Annotated in this window: 17 protein-coding genes and 4 tRNA genes; 8 read left to right on the top strand and 13 right to left on the bottom strand. The window is 61.3% G+C overall.

Going from position 1 to position 19,472, the window contains the following annotated elements; translation table 11 throughout:
- A complete protein-coding gene (locus tag FH041_RS00885; RefSeq protein WP_027915785.1) occupies positions 1 to 990 on the top strand; it encodes an ABC transporter ATP-binding protein in 990 nt (329 codons plus the stop codon).
- Between the two features lie 12 nt (positions 991 to 1,002).
- Complete coding sequence (locus FH041_RS00880) at positions 1,003 to 1,656, top strand: HAD family phosphatase (protein WP_027915784.1); 654 nt, start codon at positions 1,003 to 1,005, stop codon at positions 1,654 to 1,656.
- A 122-nt stretch (positions 1,657 to 1,778) separates the two neighbouring features.
- Here the strand turns inward: FH041_RS00880 and FH041_RS00875 are convergent, their stop codons facing one another.
- The gene (locus FH041_RS00875) at positions 1,779 to 2,741 is read right to left on the bottom strand and encodes an NAD(P)H-quinone oxidoreductase (RefSeq protein ID WP_027915783.1); all 963 of its coding nucleotides are present in this window, start codon (positions 2,739 to 2,741) and stop codon (positions 1,779 to 1,781) included.
- A 143-nt stretch (positions 2,742 to 2,884) separates the two neighbouring features.
- Here FH041_RS00875 and FH041_RS00870 point away from each other — a divergent pair, with 143 nt between their 5' ends.
- Entirely contained in the window at positions 2,885 to 4,966 is a 2,082-nt protein-coding gene (locus FH041_RS00870; RefSeq protein WP_168199520.1) for a carboxy terminal-processing peptidase, read from the top strand.
- A gap of 148 nt (positions 4,967 to 5,114) precedes the next feature.
- Here FH041_RS00870 and FH041_RS00865 read toward each other — a convergent pair whose 3' ends face one another.
- The 4 genes from FH041_RS00865 to FH041_RS00850 form a co-directional block, all read right to left on the bottom strand.
- The gene (locus FH041_RS00865; protein WP_027915781.1) at positions 5,115 to 5,483 is read right to left on the bottom strand and encodes a hypothetical protein; all 369 of its coding nucleotides are present in this window, start codon (positions 5,481 to 5,483) and stop codon (positions 5,115 to 5,117) included.
- A complete protein-coding gene (locus FH041_RS00860; RefSeq protein WP_027915780.1) occupies positions 5,480 to 5,821 on the bottom strand; it encodes a helix-turn-helix domain-containing protein in 342 nt (113 codons plus the stop codon). Before FH041_RS00860 ends, FH041_RS00865 begins: the two co-directional genes overlap by 4 nt.
- 126 nt (positions 5,822 to 5,947) lie before the next feature.
- Positions 5,948 to 6,388, bottom strand: coding sequence for a YkvA family protein (locus FH041_RS00855; protein WP_028686852.1), 441 nt, complete (start codon positions 6,386 to 6,388; stop codon positions 5,948 to 5,950).
- A 490-nt stretch (positions 6,389 to 6,878) separates the two neighbouring features.
- Positions 6,879 to 7,643 carry an FKBP-type peptidyl-prolyl cis-trans isomerase gene (locus FH041_RS00850; RefSeq protein ID WP_027915778.1) on the bottom strand — a complete coding sequence of 255 codons (765 nt, stop codon included), beginning with the start codon at positions 7,641 to 7,643 and terminating at the stop codon, positions 6,879 to 6,881.
- 324 nt (positions 7,644 to 7,967) lie between these two features.
- Here FH041_RS00850 and map point away from each other — a divergent pair, with 324 nt between their 5' ends.
- Complete coding sequence (gene map, locus FH041_RS00845; protein WP_027915777.1) at positions 7,968 to 8,768, top strand: type I methionyl aminopeptidase; 801 nt, start codon at positions 7,968 to 7,970, stop codon at positions 8,766 to 8,768.
- Between the two features lie 98 nt (positions 8,769 to 8,866).
- Here map and FH041_RS00840 read toward each other — a convergent pair.
- From FH041_RS00840 to FH041_RS00825, 4 genes are all read right to left on the bottom strand, one after another.
- Positions 8,867 to 8,943, bottom strand: a tRNA-Asp gene (locus tag FH041_RS00840).
- Between the two features lie 13 nt (positions 8,944 to 8,956).
- Positions 8,957 to 9,032, bottom strand: a tRNA-Val gene (locus FH041_RS00835).
- Positions 9,033 to 9,202: 170 nt separating this feature from the next.
- Positions 9,203 to 9,279, bottom strand: a tRNA-Asp gene (locus FH041_RS00830).
- A 13-nt stretch (positions 9,280 to 9,292) separates the two neighbouring features.
- Positions 9,293 to 9,368: transfer RNA gene (locus tag FH041_RS00825), tRNA-Val, on the bottom strand.
- 215 nt (positions 9,369 to 9,583) lie between these two features.
- On the opposite strand from FH041_RS00825, the gene rdgC reads away from it, so the two are divergent.
- The 3 genes from rdgC (at position 9,584) to sugE (ending at position 12,034) form a co-directional block, all read left to right on the top strand.
- Positions 9,584 to 10,504: a recombination-associated protein RdgC gene (gene rdgC, locus FH041_RS00820; protein WP_049695574.1), complete on the top strand. Its 921-nt coding sequence runs from the start codon at positions 9,584 to 9,586 to the stop codon at positions 10,502 to 10,504.
- A gap of 113 nt (positions 10,505 to 10,617) precedes the next feature.
- Positions 10,618 to 11,583, top strand: coding sequence for a bile acid:sodium symporter family protein (locus tag FH041_RS00815; protein ID WP_027915775.1), 966 nt, complete (start codon positions 10,618 to 10,620; stop codon positions 11,581 to 11,583).
- A 133-nt stretch (positions 11,584 to 11,716) separates the two neighbouring features.
- Positions 11,717 to 12,034: a quaternary ammonium compound efflux SMR transporter SugE gene (sugE, locus tag FH041_RS00810; protein WP_023533912.1), complete on the top strand. Its 318-nt coding sequence runs from the start codon at positions 11,717 to 11,719 to the stop codon at positions 12,032 to 12,034.
- 24 nt (positions 12,035 to 12,058) lie between these two features.
- On the opposite strand, the gene FH041_RS00805 is transcribed toward sugE, so the two are convergent.
- Positions 12,059 to 13,936, bottom strand: coding sequence for a 1-acyl-sn-glycerol-3-phosphate acyltransferase (locus FH041_RS00805; protein ID WP_140174116.1), 1,878 nt, complete (start codon positions 13,934 to 13,936; stop codon positions 12,059 to 12,061).
- A 155-nt stretch (positions 13,937 to 14,091) separates the two neighbouring features.
- Between FH041_RS00805 and bglX the strand changes: the two genes are divergently transcribed.
- Positions 14,092 to 16,389, top strand: coding sequence for a beta-glucosidase BglX (bglX, locus tag FH041_RS00800; protein WP_225806657.1), 2,298 nt, complete (start codon positions 14,092 to 14,094; stop codon positions 16,387 to 16,389).
- Between the two features lie 71 nt (positions 16,390 to 16,460).
- Here the strand turns inward: bglX and FH041_RS00795 are convergent, their stop codons facing one another.
- From FH041_RS00795 to FH041_RS00785, 3 genes are all read right to left on the bottom strand, one after another.
- Positions 16,461 to 17,294 carry an amidohydrolase gene (locus FH041_RS00795; protein ID WP_140174115.1) on the bottom strand — a complete coding sequence of 278 codons (834 nt, stop codon included), beginning with the start codon at positions 17,292 to 17,294 and terminating at the stop codon, positions 16,461 to 16,463.
- 21 nt (positions 17,295 to 17,315) lie between these two features.
- Complete coding sequence (locus FH041_RS00790) at positions 17,316 to 18,584, bottom strand: MFS transporter (RefSeq protein WP_140174114.1); 1,269 nt, start codon at positions 18,582 to 18,584, stop codon at positions 17,316 to 17,318.
- A 124-nt stretch (positions 18,585 to 18,708) separates the two neighbouring features.
- Positions 18,709 to 19,440, bottom strand: a complete 732-nt coding sequence (locus FH041_RS00785) for a GntR family transcriptional regulator (RefSeq protein ID WP_027915770.1) — start codon at positions 19,438 to 19,440, stop codon at positions 18,709 to 18,711.
- Positions 19,441 to 19,472 lie beyond the last annotated feature (32 nt).

The following is a 19,472-nucleotide window of genomic DNA, read 5'->3' as shown; positions in this document are numbered from 1 at the left end:
ATGAGCTACGTCAGCGTACGCAACCTGCAAAAAAGCTACGCCGGTAGCCCGGTATTCAGCCAGATCGATTGCCAGATCGAACGGGGCGAGTTCATCACCCTGCTCGGCCCCTCAGGGTGCGGCAAGTCCACGCTGCTGCGCTGCATCGCCGGGCTCACGCCCGTTGACAGCGGGCAGATCCTGCTCGACGGCATCGACATCGTGCCGCAGAGCCCGCAGAAGCGCGGTATCGGCATGGTCTTCCAGAGCTACGCGCTGTTTCCCAACATGACGGTGGAGCAGAATGTCGCCTTCGGGCTGCGCATGCAGAAGGTCAGGGGTGATGAAAGCCAGGCACGGGTGCGCGAGGCATTGCAGCTGGTGGAATTGAATGACTTCGCCGCACGTTACCCTCACCAGTTGTCTGGCGGGCAATGCCAGCGCGTCGCCCTGGCCCGCTCCCTGGTCACCCGCCCCCGACTGCTGTTGCTGGACGAGCCGCTTTCGGCGCTCGATGCGCGTATTCGCAAACACCTGCGTGAACAGATCCGCGCCATCCAGAGGGAACTGGGTTTGACCACGATCTTCGTTACCCATGACCAGGAAGAGGCCTTGACGCTGTCAGACCGCATCTTCCTGATGAATCAGGGCCGTATCGTGCAAAGCGGTGATGCAGAGACTCTCTACACGGCCCCGGTGGACCTGTTTGCCGCCGGTTTCATCGGCAATTACAACCTGCTGGACGCCGACAGTGCCAGCCGCCTGCTGCAGCGGCCTGTCACCGGGCGCCTGGCCATACGCCCAGAATCCATCACACTGGGTCTGCACGGCGAACTCGACGCCCAGGTGCGCAGTCACAGCCTGCTGGGCAACGTGATACGTTATCGGGTGCAGGTACGCGAGGTAGAGCTGGTGGTGGATGTGCTCAACCGCTCACCCGCCGACCTGCATGCCGACGGTCAGCGGGTCAGCGTGTCGATAGACCCCAGTGCGCTACGGGAAGTGGCTTAAGGAGATGCATGTATGGCGCTAGCCATTTTCGATCTGGACGAAACCCTGATTCACGGCGACTGCGCGTCACTGTGGAGCGAACACATGGCCCGGCTGGGGTGGGTGGATGGTGACACGTTCTTGCGCCGTGACCGCGCGCTCATGGAGGCCTACAGCAAAGGCGAGCTGGCGATGGAAGATTACATGGCGTTCAGCCTGGAGCCGATTGCCGGGCGGACCCTGGAAGAGGTCGCACACTTGGTCGAGCCGTGGGTGGAAGATGTCATCGAACCGATCATTTTAGGCGATGCCTGCCGCTGCATCGCCGAACATCGCAAGCGCGGGGACCGGGTGCTGATCATTTCTGCGTCAGGGGTACACCTGGTTGGACCGATTGCTGCACGCCTGGGCGTGGACGAATACCTGGCAATCGACTTGGAGGCCCGCAATGGCGTCTATACCGGGGCTACCCATGGCGTACTCACCTACCAGGAAGGCAAGATCACCCGCTTGATGGCCTGGCTGGACCAGGAGCAGGAAAACCTGGAGGGCGCGAGCTTCTATTCCGACTCGCGCAATGACCTGCCCTTGTTGCTGAAGGTGGATCACCCTTGTGCCGTGAACCCGGACCCTGTGTTGCGCGAGCATGCGCAAGCCCACGGTTGGCCGATCTTGAGCTGGCACTGAACCCGCGTTCGCTGTTCAGTGCCAAGGCTTGCCCTGCCCCCGTGGGCCTGCGTTCACGCAGGCCCGCAGGGACTATGAGGGCGCCATGAGGCCAGTACCCGAGCAGGCAAGCGGGCCCGACACTAGGCCAGGCTCGGGTCGATGATCATGACCAGCTTGCCGGACACCTGGTTGGTCTCGAGTTCGGCGTAGGCTGCCTGGGCGAACTCCACCGGGTAGGTATCAACCAACTGCGGTGACAACCGCCCCTCGGTAAACAGCGGCCAGACTTGCTGGTGCAAGTCACTCAACAGTTCGGCCTTGAACGCATCGTCACGGTTGCGCAAGGTCGAGCCCGTGATCTGCGCCCGCTTGCCCATGACCTGGGCCAAGTCCAGTTCGAACGTGCGTCCACCCATCACGCCGATGATCACCCAGCGCCCGTCGCGGGCCAGCAGCTTGAGGTTCAGCTCGCCATAGCTGGCGCCGACCGGGTCGAGAATCACATCGAATGGGCCGATGGCTTCCAGGTCATCGAGGTTCTGGTTGCGCACCACGCCACCTGCCGCGCCCAGGGCCTGGCAATACGCCAGTCGCTCGGCCGAGCCGACGCTGACCCAGACGCTGTTGCCGAACGCCTTGCACAGTTGAATGGCAGCCGACCCCACGCCGCTGGCACCGGCGTGCACCAGCACCTTCTCGCCGGCTTTGACGCCGCCCAGCTGGAAGATGTTCAGCCACGCCGTCGCGTAGACCTCCGGCAGGGCTGCCGCTTCATGCAGGCTAAGCCCTTCGGGCACAGGCAGCACGTGCCGCGCATCGACGATCACTTCCTCGGCCATGGCACCGCTGGCCAGCAGTGCGCACACCCTGTCGCCCACCCGCCAGGCTGCCCCGGCCCCCACTTCTGCGATCACGCCGGCACATTCCAGGCCCATGTAGGGGCTGGCGCCGGGCGGCGGCGGATAGAGCCCTTTCATCTGCAGCAAATCGGCACGGTTCAACCCCGCAGCCGCGACCCGGATGCGTACTTGTCCTGCGTCACACGCCGGACGTTCGGCTTCGACCCAGGTGACATGTCCGTCAACGCCTTGCAATGCCTTCACAGTGCCTCCATAGTTGAATCATATGACCGAGCCTGGGCCACCCGTGCCCAGGCTTTTTGCAGTATGCGCCCGGTTTTTATGGAACCGGCGAACGGAAAAGACGGCCTACTATGCGTGATCAATTGCCCCCACGTCGAATCAGCATGAAGCATTTCCTACCCAGCACCGCCCTGGCACTGATGATCGGCCTTGGCAGCCTTACGCTCGGCGGCAATGCGGCGGCCGCCAACAAATGGGACAGCCTGCAACCGGACCGCGACGAAATCGTCGCCAGCCTCAACGTGGTGGAGCTGCTCAAACGCCATCACTACAGCAAGCCGCCCTTGGATGACGCCCGTTCGGTCATCATCTACGACAGCTACATCAAGCTGTTGGACCCGGCGCGCAGCTATTTCACCGCCGCCGACATCGCCGAATTCGACAAGTGGAAGACGCAGTTCGACGACTTCCTCAAAAGCGGCAACCTCGACCCTGGCTTCACCATCTACAAGCGCTACCTGGACCGGGTCAAGCAGCGCCTGGACTTCGCCTTGGCCGAGCTCAACAAGGGCGTGGACAAGATCGACTTCACGGTCAACGAGACCTTGCTGATCGACCGCAAGGACGCGCCTTGGCTCAAGGACCAGGCTGCCCTGGACGACCTGTGGCGTAAACGCGTCAAGGACGAGGTGCTGCGCCAGAAGATTGCTGGCAAAGAGCCCAAGCAGATTCAGGAAACCCTGATCAAGCGCTACAAGAACCAGCTGGCACGCCTGGATCAGACCCGCGCCGAAGACATTTTCCAGGCGTACATCAATACGTTTGCCCAGTCCTACGACCCGCACACCAACTACCTGTCGCCGGACAACGCCGAAAACTTCGACATCAACATGAGCCTGTCGCTCGAAGGGATTGGCGCGGTGCTGCAAAGCGACAACGATCAGGTCAAGATCGTGCGCCTGGTACCGGCGGGGCCTGCGGCCAAGACCAAGCAGGTCGCACCGGCCGACAAGATCATAGGCGTTGCTCAGGGCAACAAGGAAATGGTCGACGTCGTCGGCTGGCGCCTGGACGAAGTGGTCAAGCTGATTCGCGGCCCCAAGGGCTCGGTGGTACGCCTGGAAATCATCCCGGCGAGTAACGCCCCCAGCGATCAGACCAGCAAGATCGTGTCGATCACGCGTGAAGCGGTCAAGCTCGAAGAGCAGGCGGCCAAGAAGTCCGTGCTCAAACTCAAGCAGGACGGGCGTGACTACAAACTCGGCATTATCGAGATCCCGGCGTTCTACCTGGACTTCAAGGCCTACCGCGCAGGTGATCCGGAGTACAAGAGCACCACGCGTGACGTGAAGAAGCTGCTGACCGAGCTGCAGAAAGAGAAAGTCGACGGCGTGGTCATCGACTTGCGCAACAATGGCGGTGGTTCGCTGCAGGAAGCGACCGAGCTGACCAGCCTGTTCATCGAAAAAGGCCCTACTGTGCTGGTGCGCAATAGCGATGGCCGTGTGGATGTGCTTGAAGATGAAAACCCAGGTGCCTTCTACAAGGGGCCGCTGGCCTTGCTAGTCAACCGCCTGTCCGCCTCGGCATCGGAGATTTTCGCTGGCGCCATGCAGGATTATCACCGCGCGTTGATCATTGGTGGCCAGACCTTCGGCAAGGGCACCGTGCAGACCATTCAGCCACTTAACCATGGCGAGCTCAAGCTGACCCTGGCCAAGTTCTACCGGGTTTCCGGGCAGAGCACCCAGCACCAGGGCGTATTGCCGGACATCGACTACCCGTCGATCATCGACACCAAGGAAATCGGCGAAAGCGCCCTGCCCGAGGCGATGCCATGGGACACCATCCGTCCTGTCGTCAAGCCTGCGGTAGACCCCTTCAAGCCTTACCTGGCCCAGCTCAAGGCTCAGCACCAGGCACGCAGCGACAAGGATGCCGAGTTCATCTACATCCGCGACCGCCTGGCATTGACCCAGAAACTGATGACCGAAAAGACCGTCAGCCTCAATGAGCAAGAGCGTCGGGCGCGTCACGATGAAGTCGAGGCCAAGCAACTGGCGCTGGAAAACATCCGTCGCAAGGCCAAGGGCGAGGAACCGCTCAAGGAGCTGAAGAAAGAAGATGAGGATGCACTGCCGGCCGAGGATGAAGACACCAAGCCGGAAGACGACGCCTACCTGTCGGAAACCGGGCGCATCCTGATCGATTACCTCAGCGCCAGCACCAAGGTGGCTAAGAAGTAAGCGGCAGACCCTGGGGAGGGACGATCCATTCGCCACCCTCCCCTGATGTGTAAAGAAAAGCCGGGCTCATTGATGCCCGGCTTTCTTTTTGGGTCATTGGTAGGAGCGCCTGGAGAAGGGTTGGAGGGCTCAGCGTTGCTGGGTCTGATCAGGCGGGATCGGGATACGTGTATTCGAATACGCGTGCGACTTCAGAGGCATGCCAGGAAGCGGCCTCCATGCCATCGACAGGCCCTGTGAAGCGCCCTAACCGCTCGACGCACTCAAAGAAGCCTGTGCGCGGCAAGCGGCTGGCACCCTGGCTGATCACCAATGAACTGCGCAGGGGTTGTTCGGCACGCGCATCCAGCACTGCCAGGTACTCAAGCGCTGCGGTCAGTGTCTGCATGGCAGGACTTGGCAGTTGCAGGCGCTCGATGAGCGCTCGGTAGGTCAGCAAATGACGTTGCCGTCGGGCCAGATCCAGCTCGCCCAGCAGGTTGTCCCAGTGCTGGCGGCTGATCCTGACCTGACTCATGAAGCCTCGCTCCAGCCAGGCACACCCAAGTGCCAGGCCAGGGCACGGCGAATGGCGGCATCGGGCTCCCGCTCGCCCGACTCGATCATCGCCAGGTAAGCCGGGCTCACCCCCACATTGCGGGCCAGGTGCTCGGCGGCGATGCCTTTGTCCCGGCGTATGGCACCTACTTCGCTAAATGCGGGCAAAGCGGCATGTGAGGCGGCTTCTTCGACAGGTGACTGTACTGGGGTATTCGCTGGGGCCTGCCCTGCTGCCTTGAGCAGCGCCTGGTAGTCTTCCCACGGTACGACGGCATACTCGGGTTGACCGTCGCGGCTGATGACCTGAATATCCATTGCAAAAATCCCTTCGAGAGGACTACTGAAGGTAATCCATTGGCGTGTTTCATGTGCCAATTATATGACCAAGTTCAGGATCTTTGCAGTCGAGCGCCGGCAGGGTTCTACCGTGTCACTGACGCCTCAAGGGATTTCACGCTCCAGACGCAGGTCTTCGGGGGTGGCTGGAAGACGCTCAACTACCTGCAGCCGTTCTGGCGACTGGGTGTCCCGCCAGGCCTTGAAGCGCTCCAGTTCATCGGAAACGGTCTTGAGCACCCACCCCAGCACGGCGATGTCATCCAGAAAACCTACGCCCAGCAACCAGTCCGGGATGGCGTCGATGGGGCTTACGAAATAAAGCAGACCGGCAACGATCGTAATCAAGGCCTTGCGGTTGATCGCCCGGTACTCGCCTCGCCACCATGCCAGGCACAGGGCCTGCATCAACTTCACGTCTTCGCGCAGTTTGCCCAAGCGTGGCCCTTTGCGGGCCACCGCGAACAGCAGCGCCGGCAAGCGCCCACGGCTGAGCAGGCGCTCTGCCAGGGGCAGGAAGCGGGCGAAATTCCAAGGTGCCTTCATGGTGCCTCCAGACGGAAAAGGTTATCCACATTTATTGTGGATAACCTTGTGAACAGGGGGACATTTCCGAGCCCGCTGGCCCATAAACAGGGCACCGGACAAGATCGGGCATTTTTTACACAGCGGTTACAGAGCACTGCGCGGGCCCGCCCTAGGACAGTTATTTCAGACGCAGCTTACACCCAGCGCCCGTCCTTGTTCGGACCGTGGGCGCCAGAGCTGGTTCGAACGGGATGCCCAAATGCGAACGTCCTGTAAGGCAGCTCCGCCACAGGTTCAGCACGGCTCTGAATGTCATCAGATACCCGTGTAGGCGGAGTACGCTGTACCCGCGCAGTTACGGCCTTGCCGGGGCTGCGGATCGGCCGCGCAGCCTCCCCAGGATTTAGCTTTGCCGCAGATACTATTAGGGCCGCATAGCGGCCCCAATGGTATCAAGTGAACCGAACGCTCCGTGATGACAGCGCGCTCGTTTCAATCGAAACACGCCTTACTTGGCAGGTGCTTCAGCCGGTGCGTCGGCAGGCGCTTCGGCCTCAGGCTCACCACCTTGCAGCTGCGCTGGGTCCTTGATCGCGATCAGTTCCAGGTCGAACACCAGAACCGAATTGGCCGGGATCAACGGGCTCGGACTCTGGGCGCCGTAGGCCAGGTCAGCAGGGATGAACAACTTGTACTTCTCGCCAACGTGCATCAATTGCAACGCTTCGACCCAACCTGGGATCACGCCGCTGACCGGCAGGTCGATCGGGCTGCCGCGCTCGACGGAGCTGTCGAAGACCTTGCCGTCGATCAACTTGCCTTCATAGTGAACGGTCACCACGTCGGTTGGCTTGGGCTGCGGGCCATCGGCCTTCTTGACAACTTCGTACTGCAGACCCGAGGCGGTGGTCACCACGCCTTGCTTCTTGCCGTTTTCTTCAAGGAACTTCTTGCCCGCAGTGGCCGCCTCTTCGCTGGCCTTGGCCAGGCGTTCTTCGGAACGCTTCTGCAAGGCAGTGAAGGCTTCTACCAGTTCTTCGTCCTTCAGGCGCTGCTCTTTCTTGCCAACGGCGTCCTCGATACCCAGCGCTACCGCCTTGGAATCGAGGTCGTCCATGCCTTCCTGCGCCAGGCTCTTGCCCATGTTCAGGCCAATGCCGTAGGAAGCTTTCTGCGCAGGCGTCTTCAGTTCGGGGCTGCTGGCCTGCTGATCACAACCAGCCAGTACCAGGCCTACCAGGGCAACCGCAGCCGCCAAACGATGCTGTTTCATGCTAATTCCTTGTTCATGCGCCATAAGGGCAATCAGGGTAGAGGCCGCGAGCTTAGCAGGCGGCCCTCACCAATGGCTACCGGCATAGGAGCGGGTTTGAGTAAGTAAGTTCAGCAAGTGAATCGTTATTCATCAACCAGGTAACAGCTTCATGCCATGACCTGACAGATCCCCCGCGCCAGCGCTAAAGTCATATTTAAAACAGCAGGTACCGACAAAGAAATCATCCACGATCAAGTGACGCATCGGTGCTCGACGGTGGCATGTGGGTATGCCGTGGGTCTATGCTTTGAGGCATTCTAGCTGGAGTGATTATTCGCGTTTATGTCCAAGGTCATCATCAAATCCCCCGCCGAGCTCGACCTGATGCGCCGCGCAGGCCAACTGCTGGCACAGGTGTTCGCCGAACTCGACAGTTTCATCCGTCCAGGCATCACCACCCTGCAGATCAATGACCACGCAGAAGACTTCATCGTCCAGGCCCTTCGGGCAAGACCGGCCAGCAAAGGCCAGTACGGCTTTCCCTATGCGCTCAATACCTCGGTCGATCATGTGGTGTGCCATGGCATGCCTGACGCCGATGAAGTACTCAAAGAAGGTTCGATCGTCAACGTCGACATCACGCTGGAACAAGGCGGTTACATTGCTGACTCTTCTAAAATGTACGCCATCGGGCAGATCGATGATGAAGCCCGGCGCCTGATCGACACCACCTATGCGGCGCTGTGGAAAGGCATCGAGCAAGTACGACCTGGGGCCACCCTGGGTGACATTGGCCATGCCGTGCAGGCGCATGCCGAGGCCGCAGGCTACAGCGTGGTCCGAGAGTATTGTGGGCATGGCATTGGCCAGCAGATGCATGAAGCGCCAGAGGTGCTGCATGTCGGTCAGCGCGGCATGGGCATGAAGCTCAAGCCAGGCATGGTGTTCACCATCGAGCCCATGATCAACCAGGGCGGGCGCGGCACCCGCACGCTCAAGGATGGCTGGAGCGTGGTGACACGTGACGGCAGCCTGTCAGCGCAATGGGAGCACACGGTGGCCGTGACGGACGAAGGGTTCGAGGTACTGACCCTGCGGGCCGAGGAGCGCCCAGGCCTCAATGGCCAGGCGGCCCGGGCCTGAAAGACGACTATAAAACTGAAATGCAGGCATAAAAAAAGCGACCCTAGGGTCGCTTTCTTATTGCTTCAGGGTGTTCAGTGGGCCCTTGAAGCTGAATATGGCGCAGCGGACGGGACTCGAACCCGCGACCCCCGGCGTGACAGGCCGGTATTCTAACCGACTGAACTACCGCTGCGCTATACATCGAGTGGTGGGTGATGACGGGATCGAACCGCCGACCCTCTGCTTGTAAGGCAGATGCTCTCCCGGCTGAGCTAATCACCCATGTCTCTCGGTGTGGCGCGCATTCTACGGACAACTTTCAATGCTGGCAAGCACTTATGGCTTTTTTTTATACCCTGCACGTTCGCATGAAATTCAAGGCATAAAAAAAGCGACCCTAAGGTCGCTTTCTGTTTGCTTCAGGGTGTTCAGTGGGCCCTTGAAGCTGAATATGGCGCAGCGGACGGGACTCGAACCCGCGACCCCCGGCGTGACAGGCCGGTATTCTAACCGACTGAACTACCGCTGCGCTATACATCGAGTGGTGGGTGATGACGGGATCGAACCGCCGACCCTCTGCTTGTAAGGCAGATGCTCTCCCGGCTGAGCTAATCACCCTTCGTCTCGGTGTGGGGCGCATTCTACGGACGGCCCTGCCCCCTGGCAAGCACTTTCTTTCACTTTATTTCGAAAAAAGTACAGATCTTTCAACGACCTAGCGTAACGGCCCGATTTCGTCCGGTTTGTGCACTGCTGGCCCTCTGACAGGGTTGGCCTTCCGGGGCTGGTAGGAGAATAATGCCCGCCTTATGCATTAATGAGAGACTTCCCCGATGTGGTTCAAGAACCTGCTGACCTACCGCCTGACCCAGGACGTGCCCTTCGAGCCTGAAGCCCTGGAGGCTGCCCTGGCCAGCAAGCCAGCCCGTCCGTGCGCCAGCCAGGAGCTGGCCACCTACGGTTTCGTCGCCCCGTTCGGCAAGGGCGAAGATGCCCCGCTGGTGCACGTCAGTGGCGATTACCTGCTGATCGCTGCACGCAAGGAAGAACGTATTCTGCCCAGCAGCGTGGTCAATGACGCGGTCAAGGAAAAGGTCGAAGAGATCGAGACCGAACAGATGCGCAAGGTCTACAAGAAGGAGCGTGACCAGATCAAGGACGAGATCATTCAGGCCTTCCTGCCTCGCGCCTTCATTCGCCGCTCGATGATCTTCGCTGCCATCGCCCCGCGCCTGGGGGTGATTCTGGTCAACTCGGCCAGCGCCAAACGCGCCGAAGACCTGCTGTCCACGCTGCGCGAAGTGATGGGCTCGCTGCCCGTGCGGCCGGCCACCGTCAAGATCGCCCCGGTGGCCACCATGACCGACTGGGTCAAATCCCAGAATGCCGCCGAAGGCTTCTATGTGCTGGACGAATGCGAGCTGCGCGACACGGCCGAAGATGGCGGCATCGTGCGCTGCAAGCGCCAGGACCTGACTGGCGAGGAAATCCAGCTGCACCTGAGTACCGGCAAGGTCGTGACCCAACTCGCCCTGGCCTGGCAGGACAAACTGTCGTTCGTGCTGGACGACAAGATGGTCATCAAGCGCCTGAAATTCGAGGAACTGCTGCAGGAGCAGGCCGAGCAGGATGGCGGTGACGAGGCCGCGCAGCAGTTCGACGCCAGCTTCCAGCTGATGATGATGACATTTGCAGAGTTCCTGCCCGTGCTCTTCGAAGCTTTGGGCGGCGAAGAAATCCCGCAAGGGGTGTGAGCCCGCTGCGGGTTGGCAGTACCCACGACACTTGAGTGCGGCACCGTTGCCGCACTTGACCCCCTGCCTGCAGCGACAATGCCCGGGCATGCAGTCGAACTGGAGATAACCCCATGCGCGCCCTCGCCGCCTTGAGTCGATTCGTCGGCAACACCTTTGCCTTGTGGGTATTGGTGTTCGCCGTGCTGGCCTTCCTGCAACCGCAATGGTTCATTGGGTTGAAGGTGGCCATCGTGCCCTTGCTGGGGCTGGTGATGTTCGGAATGGGCCTTACCCTCAAGCTCGACGACTTCGCTGCCCTGGCCCGCCAACCCTGGCGGGTCATGCTGGGGGTGGTCGCGCATTTCGTGATCATGCCGGGCATGGCCTGGCTGCTGTGCCAGCTCTTCGAGCTACCGCCGCAGATCGCCGTGGGCGTGATCCTGGTCGGCTGCTGCCCGAGCGGTACGGCCTCGAATGTGATGGTGTGGCTGTCGCGCGGCGACCTCGCGCTGGCCGTGGCCATCGCAGGCGTCACCACGCTGCTGGCGCCACTGCTGACCCCTGCGCTGATCTGGTTCCTGGCGTCGGCCTGGCTTCCGGTGTCCTTCATGGATATGTTCTGGTCGATCCTGCAGCTGGTCATGCTCCCGATCGTACTCGGCGTGCTGGCCCAACGCCTGCTGGGTGAGCGCGTGCAGACCGCAGTTCAGGTTTTGCCACTGGTATCGGTGGTGAGCATCGTACTGATCGTATGCGCCGTGGTGGCCGCCAGCCAGGCGAAAATCGCCGAGTCGGGGCTGTTGATCATGGCGGTGGTCATGTTGCACAACAGCTTCGGTTATTTGCTGGGGTACATCACCGGCAAGCTGTGCAAACTGCCCTTGGCCCAGCGCAAGTCGCTGGCGCTGGAGGTCGGCATGCAGAACTCCGGGCTAGGAGCAGCCCTTGCCGCTGCGCACTTCTCGCCCCTGGCGGCCGTGCCCAGTGCGCTGTTCAGCGTGTGGCACAATATTTCCGGGGCGCTGCTTTCCACCTGGTTCCGGCGGCTGGAGGACACCTCCTCCGACGTCGAGGGCGCAAAACGTGTCAGACGCTGACAGGCGATTGGCCCGCAGGCTTGCCCGGCAGACCGTAGATGTGCACCATGGGCTCACGGTGAGGACGACCTCACGACGCCCAGCGTGATCATCCAGGGGACGGCCCCATCACTTGCAACGATGGAGACGCATCATGTCCTGGATCATCCTGTTCTTCGCCGGCCTGTTCGAGGTCGGCTGGGCCGTTGGCCTCAAGTATACCGACGGCTTCAGCAAGCCACTGCCCACCGCGCTGACGGTTGCCGCCATGGCCGTCAGTCTCGGCCTGCTGGGCCTGGCGATGAAAGAGCTGCCGCTGGGGACGGCCTATGCCATTTGGACCGGCGTCGGCGCGGTGGGCACCGTGATCGCCGGCATCATCCTGTTCGGTGAGTCCATGGCGTTGGTTCGACTGGTCAGCGTGGCACTGATCGTATGCGGCCTGATCGGCCTCAAGGTCAGCGCCAGCTGATACCGGTCAGCTGGCCAGGTTTGCTCAGCGAATGCCTGCGCGCAGGCCAATGACCTGCTCGCGCAGCCGCTCTGGTAGCGCCTCCTGTGCAGGGATGGCGCTGCCTGCCACGACGGTCACCCGGGACCACATTCTTCTGAAAAACCCTTTGGCCGGGTCGCGACTGAAGAAACTGCCCCACAGCCCTTGCAGCGCCAGGGGAATCACCGGCACCGGCGTCTGTTCAAGGATATGGCTCAAGCCGCCCTTGAACACGTCGACCTCACCATCCCCTGTCAGCTTGCCCTCGGGAAAGATGCACACAAGCTCGCCGTCAGCCAGGTAACGGGCAATGCGGGTGAAGGCGCGTTCGTACGTCGCCAGGTCCTCGCTGCGTCCGGCAATCGGAATGGCGCCTGCGGTGCGAAACACGAAGTTGAGCACGGGCAGGTTGTAGATCTTGTAGTACATGACGAAACGAATGGGACGGCGTATCGCGCCAGCGAGCAACAAGGCATCGACGAACGACACGTGGTTGCACACCAGCAATGCCGCGCCTTCGTCGGGAATGTGCTGCAGCCCCTGGTGCTTGACGCGGTACATCGAGTGACTGAGCAGCCAGATGAGAAACCGCATGGTGAATTCAGGCACGATGCTGAAAATGTAGGCGTTGACGGCGATGTTCAGCAGCGAGACGACCAAAAACAGCTGCGGGATGTCCAGCCCAGCCACGCCCAGCAGCACCATGGTCAACAGGGCCGATACCACCATGAACAACGCATTGAGGATGTTGTTGGCAGCGATCACCCGCGCGCGCTCGTCTACGGCGGTGCGTGCCTGAATCAATGCGTACAGCGGCACGATATAGAAACCGCCAAACACCCCGAGCCCGACGATGGACAGCAGAATCCACCACGCCTGGCTCAGGCCCAGCAGGTCGAGCCAGTCATGGGCGCTGGCAGCGCTGGGCACATCCCCGGAATGCCACCACCACAGCAGGCCGAACACGGTCAGGCCAAAGGAGCCGAACGGCACCAGCCCGATCTCCACCTTGCGCCCGCTCAGACGCTCGCACAACAAGGAACCCAGGGCGATGCCCACCGAGAACAGCGTCAGCACCAGGGTGACCACGGTGCCATCGCCGTGCAGCCAGTCCTTGGCATAGGCCGGGATCTGGGTCAGGTAGATGGCGCCGACGAACCAGAACCAGGAGTTGCCGACGATCGAGCGCGATACCGCAGGCGGCTGGGCAAGGCCCATGCGCAGGATAGTCCACGACTGCCTGAAGATGTTCCAGTCCAGCCTCATGTGGGGTGAGGCAGCGGCGGCACGGGGAATCCAGCGGCTGGCCAGATAGCCCAGTACGGCAGTGCCCACTACGCCACCGGCTACCACCGCGGCATAGCGTTCGGTCGACATCATCACCCCGGCGCCGATGGTGCCGGCGAGGATAGCCAGGAAGGTGCCCGTCTCCACCAGCCCATTGCCGCCTACCAGCTCTTGCTCACGCAGCGCTTGGGGCAGGATCGAGTACTTCACCGGCCCGAACAGCGCCGAATGGGTACCCATGCCGAACAAGGCCACCAGCATGAGGGCCAGGTGATTGGTCGCAAACCCCAGCGCGCCGATCGACATGATGCCGATCTCCGCCAGCTTGATCACACGAATGAGCGCGTCCTTGGGAAACTTCTCCCCGAACTGTCCACCCAGCGCCGAAAAAAGAAAGAACGGCAGGATGAACAGCAAGGCACACAGATTGACCCAGATGGATCGGTCACCGTCCCCAAGGCTCAGCTTGAACAGGATGGCCAGGATCAGCGACTGCTTGAACAGGTTGTCGTTGAACGCACCGAGCGACTGAGTAATGAAGAAAGGCAGGAAGCGCCGCTTGCCGAGCAAGGTGAATTGCGAGGAATGACTCATCGTCCTTGGTCCTGGGTGAAGCCGCGAGGGCACGGGTGAAGGAAGGTCGTGGGGATTGCACAGATATCGGGGATAGGCAACTGGTAGATCTGCGAGTAGCGAGCTTGATCACTCAGGTGGCAATGTCAGGGAAATTCGACCAGGAAGTCAATGGAATGACCCCTCCCCGCAAGCGAGCAACCCGCTCACCTGCACTCACGGCCATGTTGATGCTTTGCGCAGCGATAGGGCCTGTCACCGCCCTGGCTAACAAGCCTGACGCGCAGCAAAAGACGTTCATCGACAATTTGCTCTCGCAGATGACCTTGCAGGAAAAGATCGGACAGTTGCGAATGGAATATGCCGCTCAAGGTGATGCGCCTCAAGACATGAACACAGCCATCGCAGCCGGGAATGTGGGGGCGATGTTCACCCACCCGGCTGCCAACAGTACGGATTTGCGCAGGCTACAGGCCATGGCGGTCGAGCGTAGCCGGCTGGGTATCCCGCTGTTCTTTGCAGGTGATGTAATCCATGGACGTCGCACCATTTTTCCCATCAACTTGGGTCAGGCGTCCAGCTGGGACCTGCGCGCGGTGGAAAAAAGTGCACGCGTTGCAGCAATCGAGGCGACCAACGATGGCTTGGACATGACCTTCGCTCCCGTCTTGGATGTCAGTCGCGACCCGCGGTGGGGACGCATCTCCGAAGGCTACGGCGAAGACACGCACCTGGCCTCGCGCATGGGTGAGGCTGCCATCCGCGGTTTGCAACGACCGCATCTGGCAGCACCGGACAGCCTGATGGTTTGTATCAAGCATTTTGCCGGGTATGGAGCCGTTGAGGGAGGGCGCGACTACAACACAGCTGACATGAGCGAACAACGCCTTCATCAGGATTACCTGCCCCCCTTCAAGGCTGCCATCGAAGCCAAGGCCGGTGCCGTGATGACTGCACTGTCCAGCCTTAATGGCATCCCTGCAACGGCCAACGGCTGGCTCTTGAAAGACCTGCTTCGCACACAGTGGCAGTTCAAAGGCTTAGTCATCAGCGACCACGGCGCAGTGGCAGAGCTGATAGACCATGGCGTGGCCCGTGATGGCACCCAGGCGGCCAAGGCAGCGCTGACCGCTGGCACACAAATGAGCATGAGCGACCGTCATTACCGTGACCAGCTGGCTGGCTTGATCAAGCAAGGACAGGTCAGCGAAGCCGAGCTGGACGGCGCGGTTCGCCAGGTGCTCACAACCAAGTACGAATTGGGCCTGTTTGATGCCCCTTATCAGCGCCTGGGTGCCGACGCCGCTAGCGAGCAGATCGGACAGCATCGTGCCCAAGCGCGGGATATGGCGCGCCGCTCCTTGGTGCTGCTGAAAAACCGAAACCGCACGCTGCCGCTGCATAAAAGCATGAACATCGCCTTGATCGGCCCATTGGCCGATAACGCGGCGGACATGCTTGGCAGTTGGTATGCCAATGGCAGACCCGAGGAGGTGGTCACGCTTCGCTCCGGCATGCATCAGGCTCAGGCGGGCAAGGGTCGATTGCGCTATGCCAAAGGGGCCAACATCATTGACGATCCATCGGCCCTGATGCTTCTTGCGGACAAACACGTCGACATCGATCCAAGCCCTCCCGCAGCGATGCTCAAGCAGGCCCTGGCGGTGGCTCGGCAAGCCGATGTAATCGTCGCGGTGCTTGGCGAGGCGCGCGGCATGTCCCATGAGGGTGCGAGCAGGACCGAGCTGGGTCTACCCGGCGGACAACGTGCGCTGCTCAAGGCATTGAGCGATACCGGCATTCCAGTGGTACTGGTTTTGATGAATGGCCGCCCGCTTGCCCTCGACGACGAAACCAAGTGGGCCGATGCCGTACTGGAAACCTGGTATAGCGGGAGCGAGGGGGGTAATGCCATCGCTGATGTGCTGTTTGGCGACTACAACCCCTCCGGGAAACTCCCAGTGACGTTCGTGCGCAACGTCGGCCAGATCCCCCTGTATTACAACCATCTGAACACCGGCAGGCCGTTCGACGCCATCAACCCCGCACCTTACCGGTCGCGCCACTTCGACGTCGATGACACCCCTCTTTTTCCTTTTGGCTTCGGGCTGAGCTACACCCAGTTCGATGTCTCAGCCCCACGCTTGTCCACCGACCGTCTGCGTCCGGGTGAGCGCTTGAAGGTTCGAGTCACTGTTACCAATCAGGGACCGTTGGCGGGCGAAACAACCGTGCAACTCTATCTTCGGGACCTGAGCGCCTCTGTCAGTCGGCCCGTCAAAGAACTCAAAGGCTTCCAGAACATCTTCCTGGAGCCTGGCGCTGCCAGAGACCTGACGCTGGAGATTGCACCCACCGCGCTAGCATTCGTGGACCGTAACCTGCAATGGGTGACCGAGCCCGGTAACTTCGAAGTGATGGTCGGACTGGACTCGCACCACGTCAAAACAGCCACATTCGAACGCCTGCCGTGACTGCTTGCCCCGACGACCCCGCTACAGGATCGCTATAGGTTGACCGAAGCCTTGCGTACCCATTCTTTGGCTCAATTGAAACGGTACAAGTCCTTGGCCGTCTCCAGCAACAGCGCCTTGCGCAACTCGCTGGAGCAGCCTAGGGCCTGCAATTGCTCGAGCGCCTGGCCATAACTCATCGTGCGTTCGTGCTGCGTATGCGGCCAATCGCTGCCCCACATCAGGCGCTCGGCCCCATAGTGCGCTTCCAGCGCGCCCAGCGCCTGGCGGGCGAACAGCTCGTTCTGCTCGGGCGAGCCTTCCAGGCGGTAGATACCGGAAACCTTCACCCAGACATTGCCCTGCCCGCCCAGGGTCAATAGGTCGGCGAAGCCTCCCTGCCCCAGCCCGCTGCGCGCATCGGGCCTTCCCAGATGGTCGATGACGATATCCAGCCCGTACGGTTGCAGCGCCCGCACCAGGGTGGGAATGTCCGCCAGTTGTCGATGCAGCTCGACGTGCCAGCCCAGTTCGGCCATGCACGCGAAACGATGGCGCCACTGCGGGGCCGCAAGGTCCGGCAGTGGTTGCCCCATCAGGTTCAGGCGCACGCCTCTGACCCCAAGCTGGTCCATCTGTATGAGGGTTTGGCGCGCAACGTCCGGCTCAAGCATCACCACCCCCCGCAGGCGCCCCTGAGCGGCTTGCAGGGCACCCAGCAGATAGCCATTGTCGGTCCCCAGGAAACTGGGCTGCACCAGAACGCCGTGACTGAAACCGTGCGCCTGCAACTGGCTGAGGTAATCCGCCAACGATGCATCGTACGCGGGGGCATAACGGCGCTCGCGCGCCAATGTCAGCCCTTGACTGAACACGTGGGCATGGCTGTCGATGGCAATCATGGATGAAGCAGGGTTGTGAGGCATGTCTTTGATCTTTCGGTCAGGTTACTGGGCGGCCACACCGGGCGCTTGCGGGGCAGGCTCGAGGTTGCGGCCGCGCGTTTCAGGCAGGCACAGTGCAGCGATCACCGCCACGCCGTAGGCGATGCCGGCATCAATGCCGATGGCGGTACCCAGCGACATGGATTCGCTCATGTGCCCGACCAGGAAGGGGAAGACCGCCGAGAGCACACGGCCAAAGTTGTAGCAGAAGCCAACCCCCGCTCCCCGCACATCGGCAGGATACAGCTCGTTGAAGAAGGCGCCGAGGCTTGCTGGAATGCCGGCTGCGAAGAAGCCCAGCGGGAAACCCAGGAACAGCATCTGCGTATTGCTCAACGGGAAGAAGACATAGGCCTGAACCGTCAGCACGCAGCACAGCGCAAACAGCAGGATGTTGCGACGCCTGCCGATGCGATCGATCAACAACCCGCTGACCACGCAGCCACACCAGAACGCAAAGATGATCACCGCCAGGTAGCCACCGGAATTGAGCACCGACAAGTTGCGTTCGGTCTTAAGGAAAGTCGGCAGCCAGGTCATCACCGCGTGGTAGCCACCATGCGCCCCCAGGCCCAGCAAGCCGCCCAGCAACGTGACGCGCAGCAATTCAGGGCGAAAGATCCCCGCCATCGAGGCGAAGAAACCCTGGGGAATGGCGTTCTGTTTCTGCAGGCGTTGAAAGCTGTCCGGTTCTGGAACGTTGCGACGCACCCAGATGATCAGCAGCGACGGCAACAGGCCCACGAAGAACATCACGCGCCAGGCGAATTCCTGCGGCACCAGCGAATAGATCAAGGTGAACAACGCTACCGCCAGGCCCCACCCTACCGCCCAGGCGCTTTGCACCGTACCTATGACCTTGCCGCGGTACTTGGGGTTGATGGTCTCGGCCATCAGCACGGCCCCGGCCGCCCACTCCCCACCAATGCCAAAGCCTTGCATGGCCTTGACGAACAGCAGTGGATAGAAGCCTGTGACGAAAGCCGAGAGGAATGTGAAGCAGGAGAACCACAGGATCATCCACTGCAAGGTGCGCACGCGGCCGTACCGATCCGACAGGGTTCCGCCAAGCCAGCCGCCGATCGCCGAGGTCACCAGGGTCAGGCCACTGATCAGGCCCGCATCGCCTTTGGACAGCGAGAAAGCCGCGATCAGCGCGGGAATGGCCAGGCCGAACATCTGCACTTCCAGCGCATCGAGCGACCAGCCCCCAAAACAGGCCCAGAAGGTCTTGCGTTCGCGCGATGTAATTTGGCGGTACCAGCTGAACATGATTCTTATCCTTTTAAGGGTGAAGGGTACGCTGGGTTGCCCTCAACGCAGACAACCGAGCAGGCGAAGCCACTGCGCCCTGGTGACGGGGCGCAGGCAGGTAAAGAAGGTTGAAACGGCGCGGTCAGCGAATATCGATGCGGTAGCGGAAGTGCTGCGCGTGTCCCCGCGACCGGCGCCACTCCAGGGGTTTGCCGGCGTAGTCACGGGCCAGCCGTTCGATCACCACAATAGGGCTGCCGGCCGGTACCTGCAGAAGGCGCCCATGCACTTCATCCACGGCCTCGGCAGTCAGGGCTTCTTCGGCGGCTGCGACCACTTGCCCACACAGCTGTTCGTAGATCGGGTAGAGCAATGGGCCCTTGTTATCCAGATCAGTCTCCAGCAGCAACTGGAACGGCTGGCGGGGCAGCCAGATGTCCTCGGCCAGCACGGGCTGGGCATCGAGCAGACGAAGCCGCTGCAGATGGATCACATCGGCCCCGGGTACGAGCCCCAAGGCCTGAGCCACGGCAGACGGTGCCGCCACGGCGTTCATGCTCAGGATGCGACTCATCGGCACGACGCGCTCGCCGTTGACAGCTTCGAAGCGGAAGAAGCGAAACAGCGAGGATTGGAACTGTGGACGGCGGATGAAGGTACCTCGCCCCTGCTGGCGCTCAAGCACGCCTTCGGCGACCAGCGCATCGATGGCCTTGCGCACCGTGCCCACCGACAGGTCGAATTCACTCGCCAGTGCAGCCTCGGTGGGGATCGCCTCACCCGGGTGCCAGCGGTTGTTGGCGATCTGCGCTACCAGATGGTCGCGTAGCTGTTGATAGCGTGGCAGTCGTGTGTCGCTGGCGAGTGGAAGCATGGCTGTATTCTCGTCTTGTTATATAGACATCT

The sequence above is a fragment of the Pseudomonas sp. SWI7 genome (genome assembly GCF_006351945.1).
GTDB classification, from domain to species: Bacteria; Pseudomonadota; Gammaproteobacteria; order Pseudomonadales; family Pseudomonadaceae; genus Aquipseudomonas; species Aquipseudomonas fulva.
Note: the sequence above shows the minus strand (reverse complement) of the source record. Positions and strands in the feature narration are given on the sequence as shown.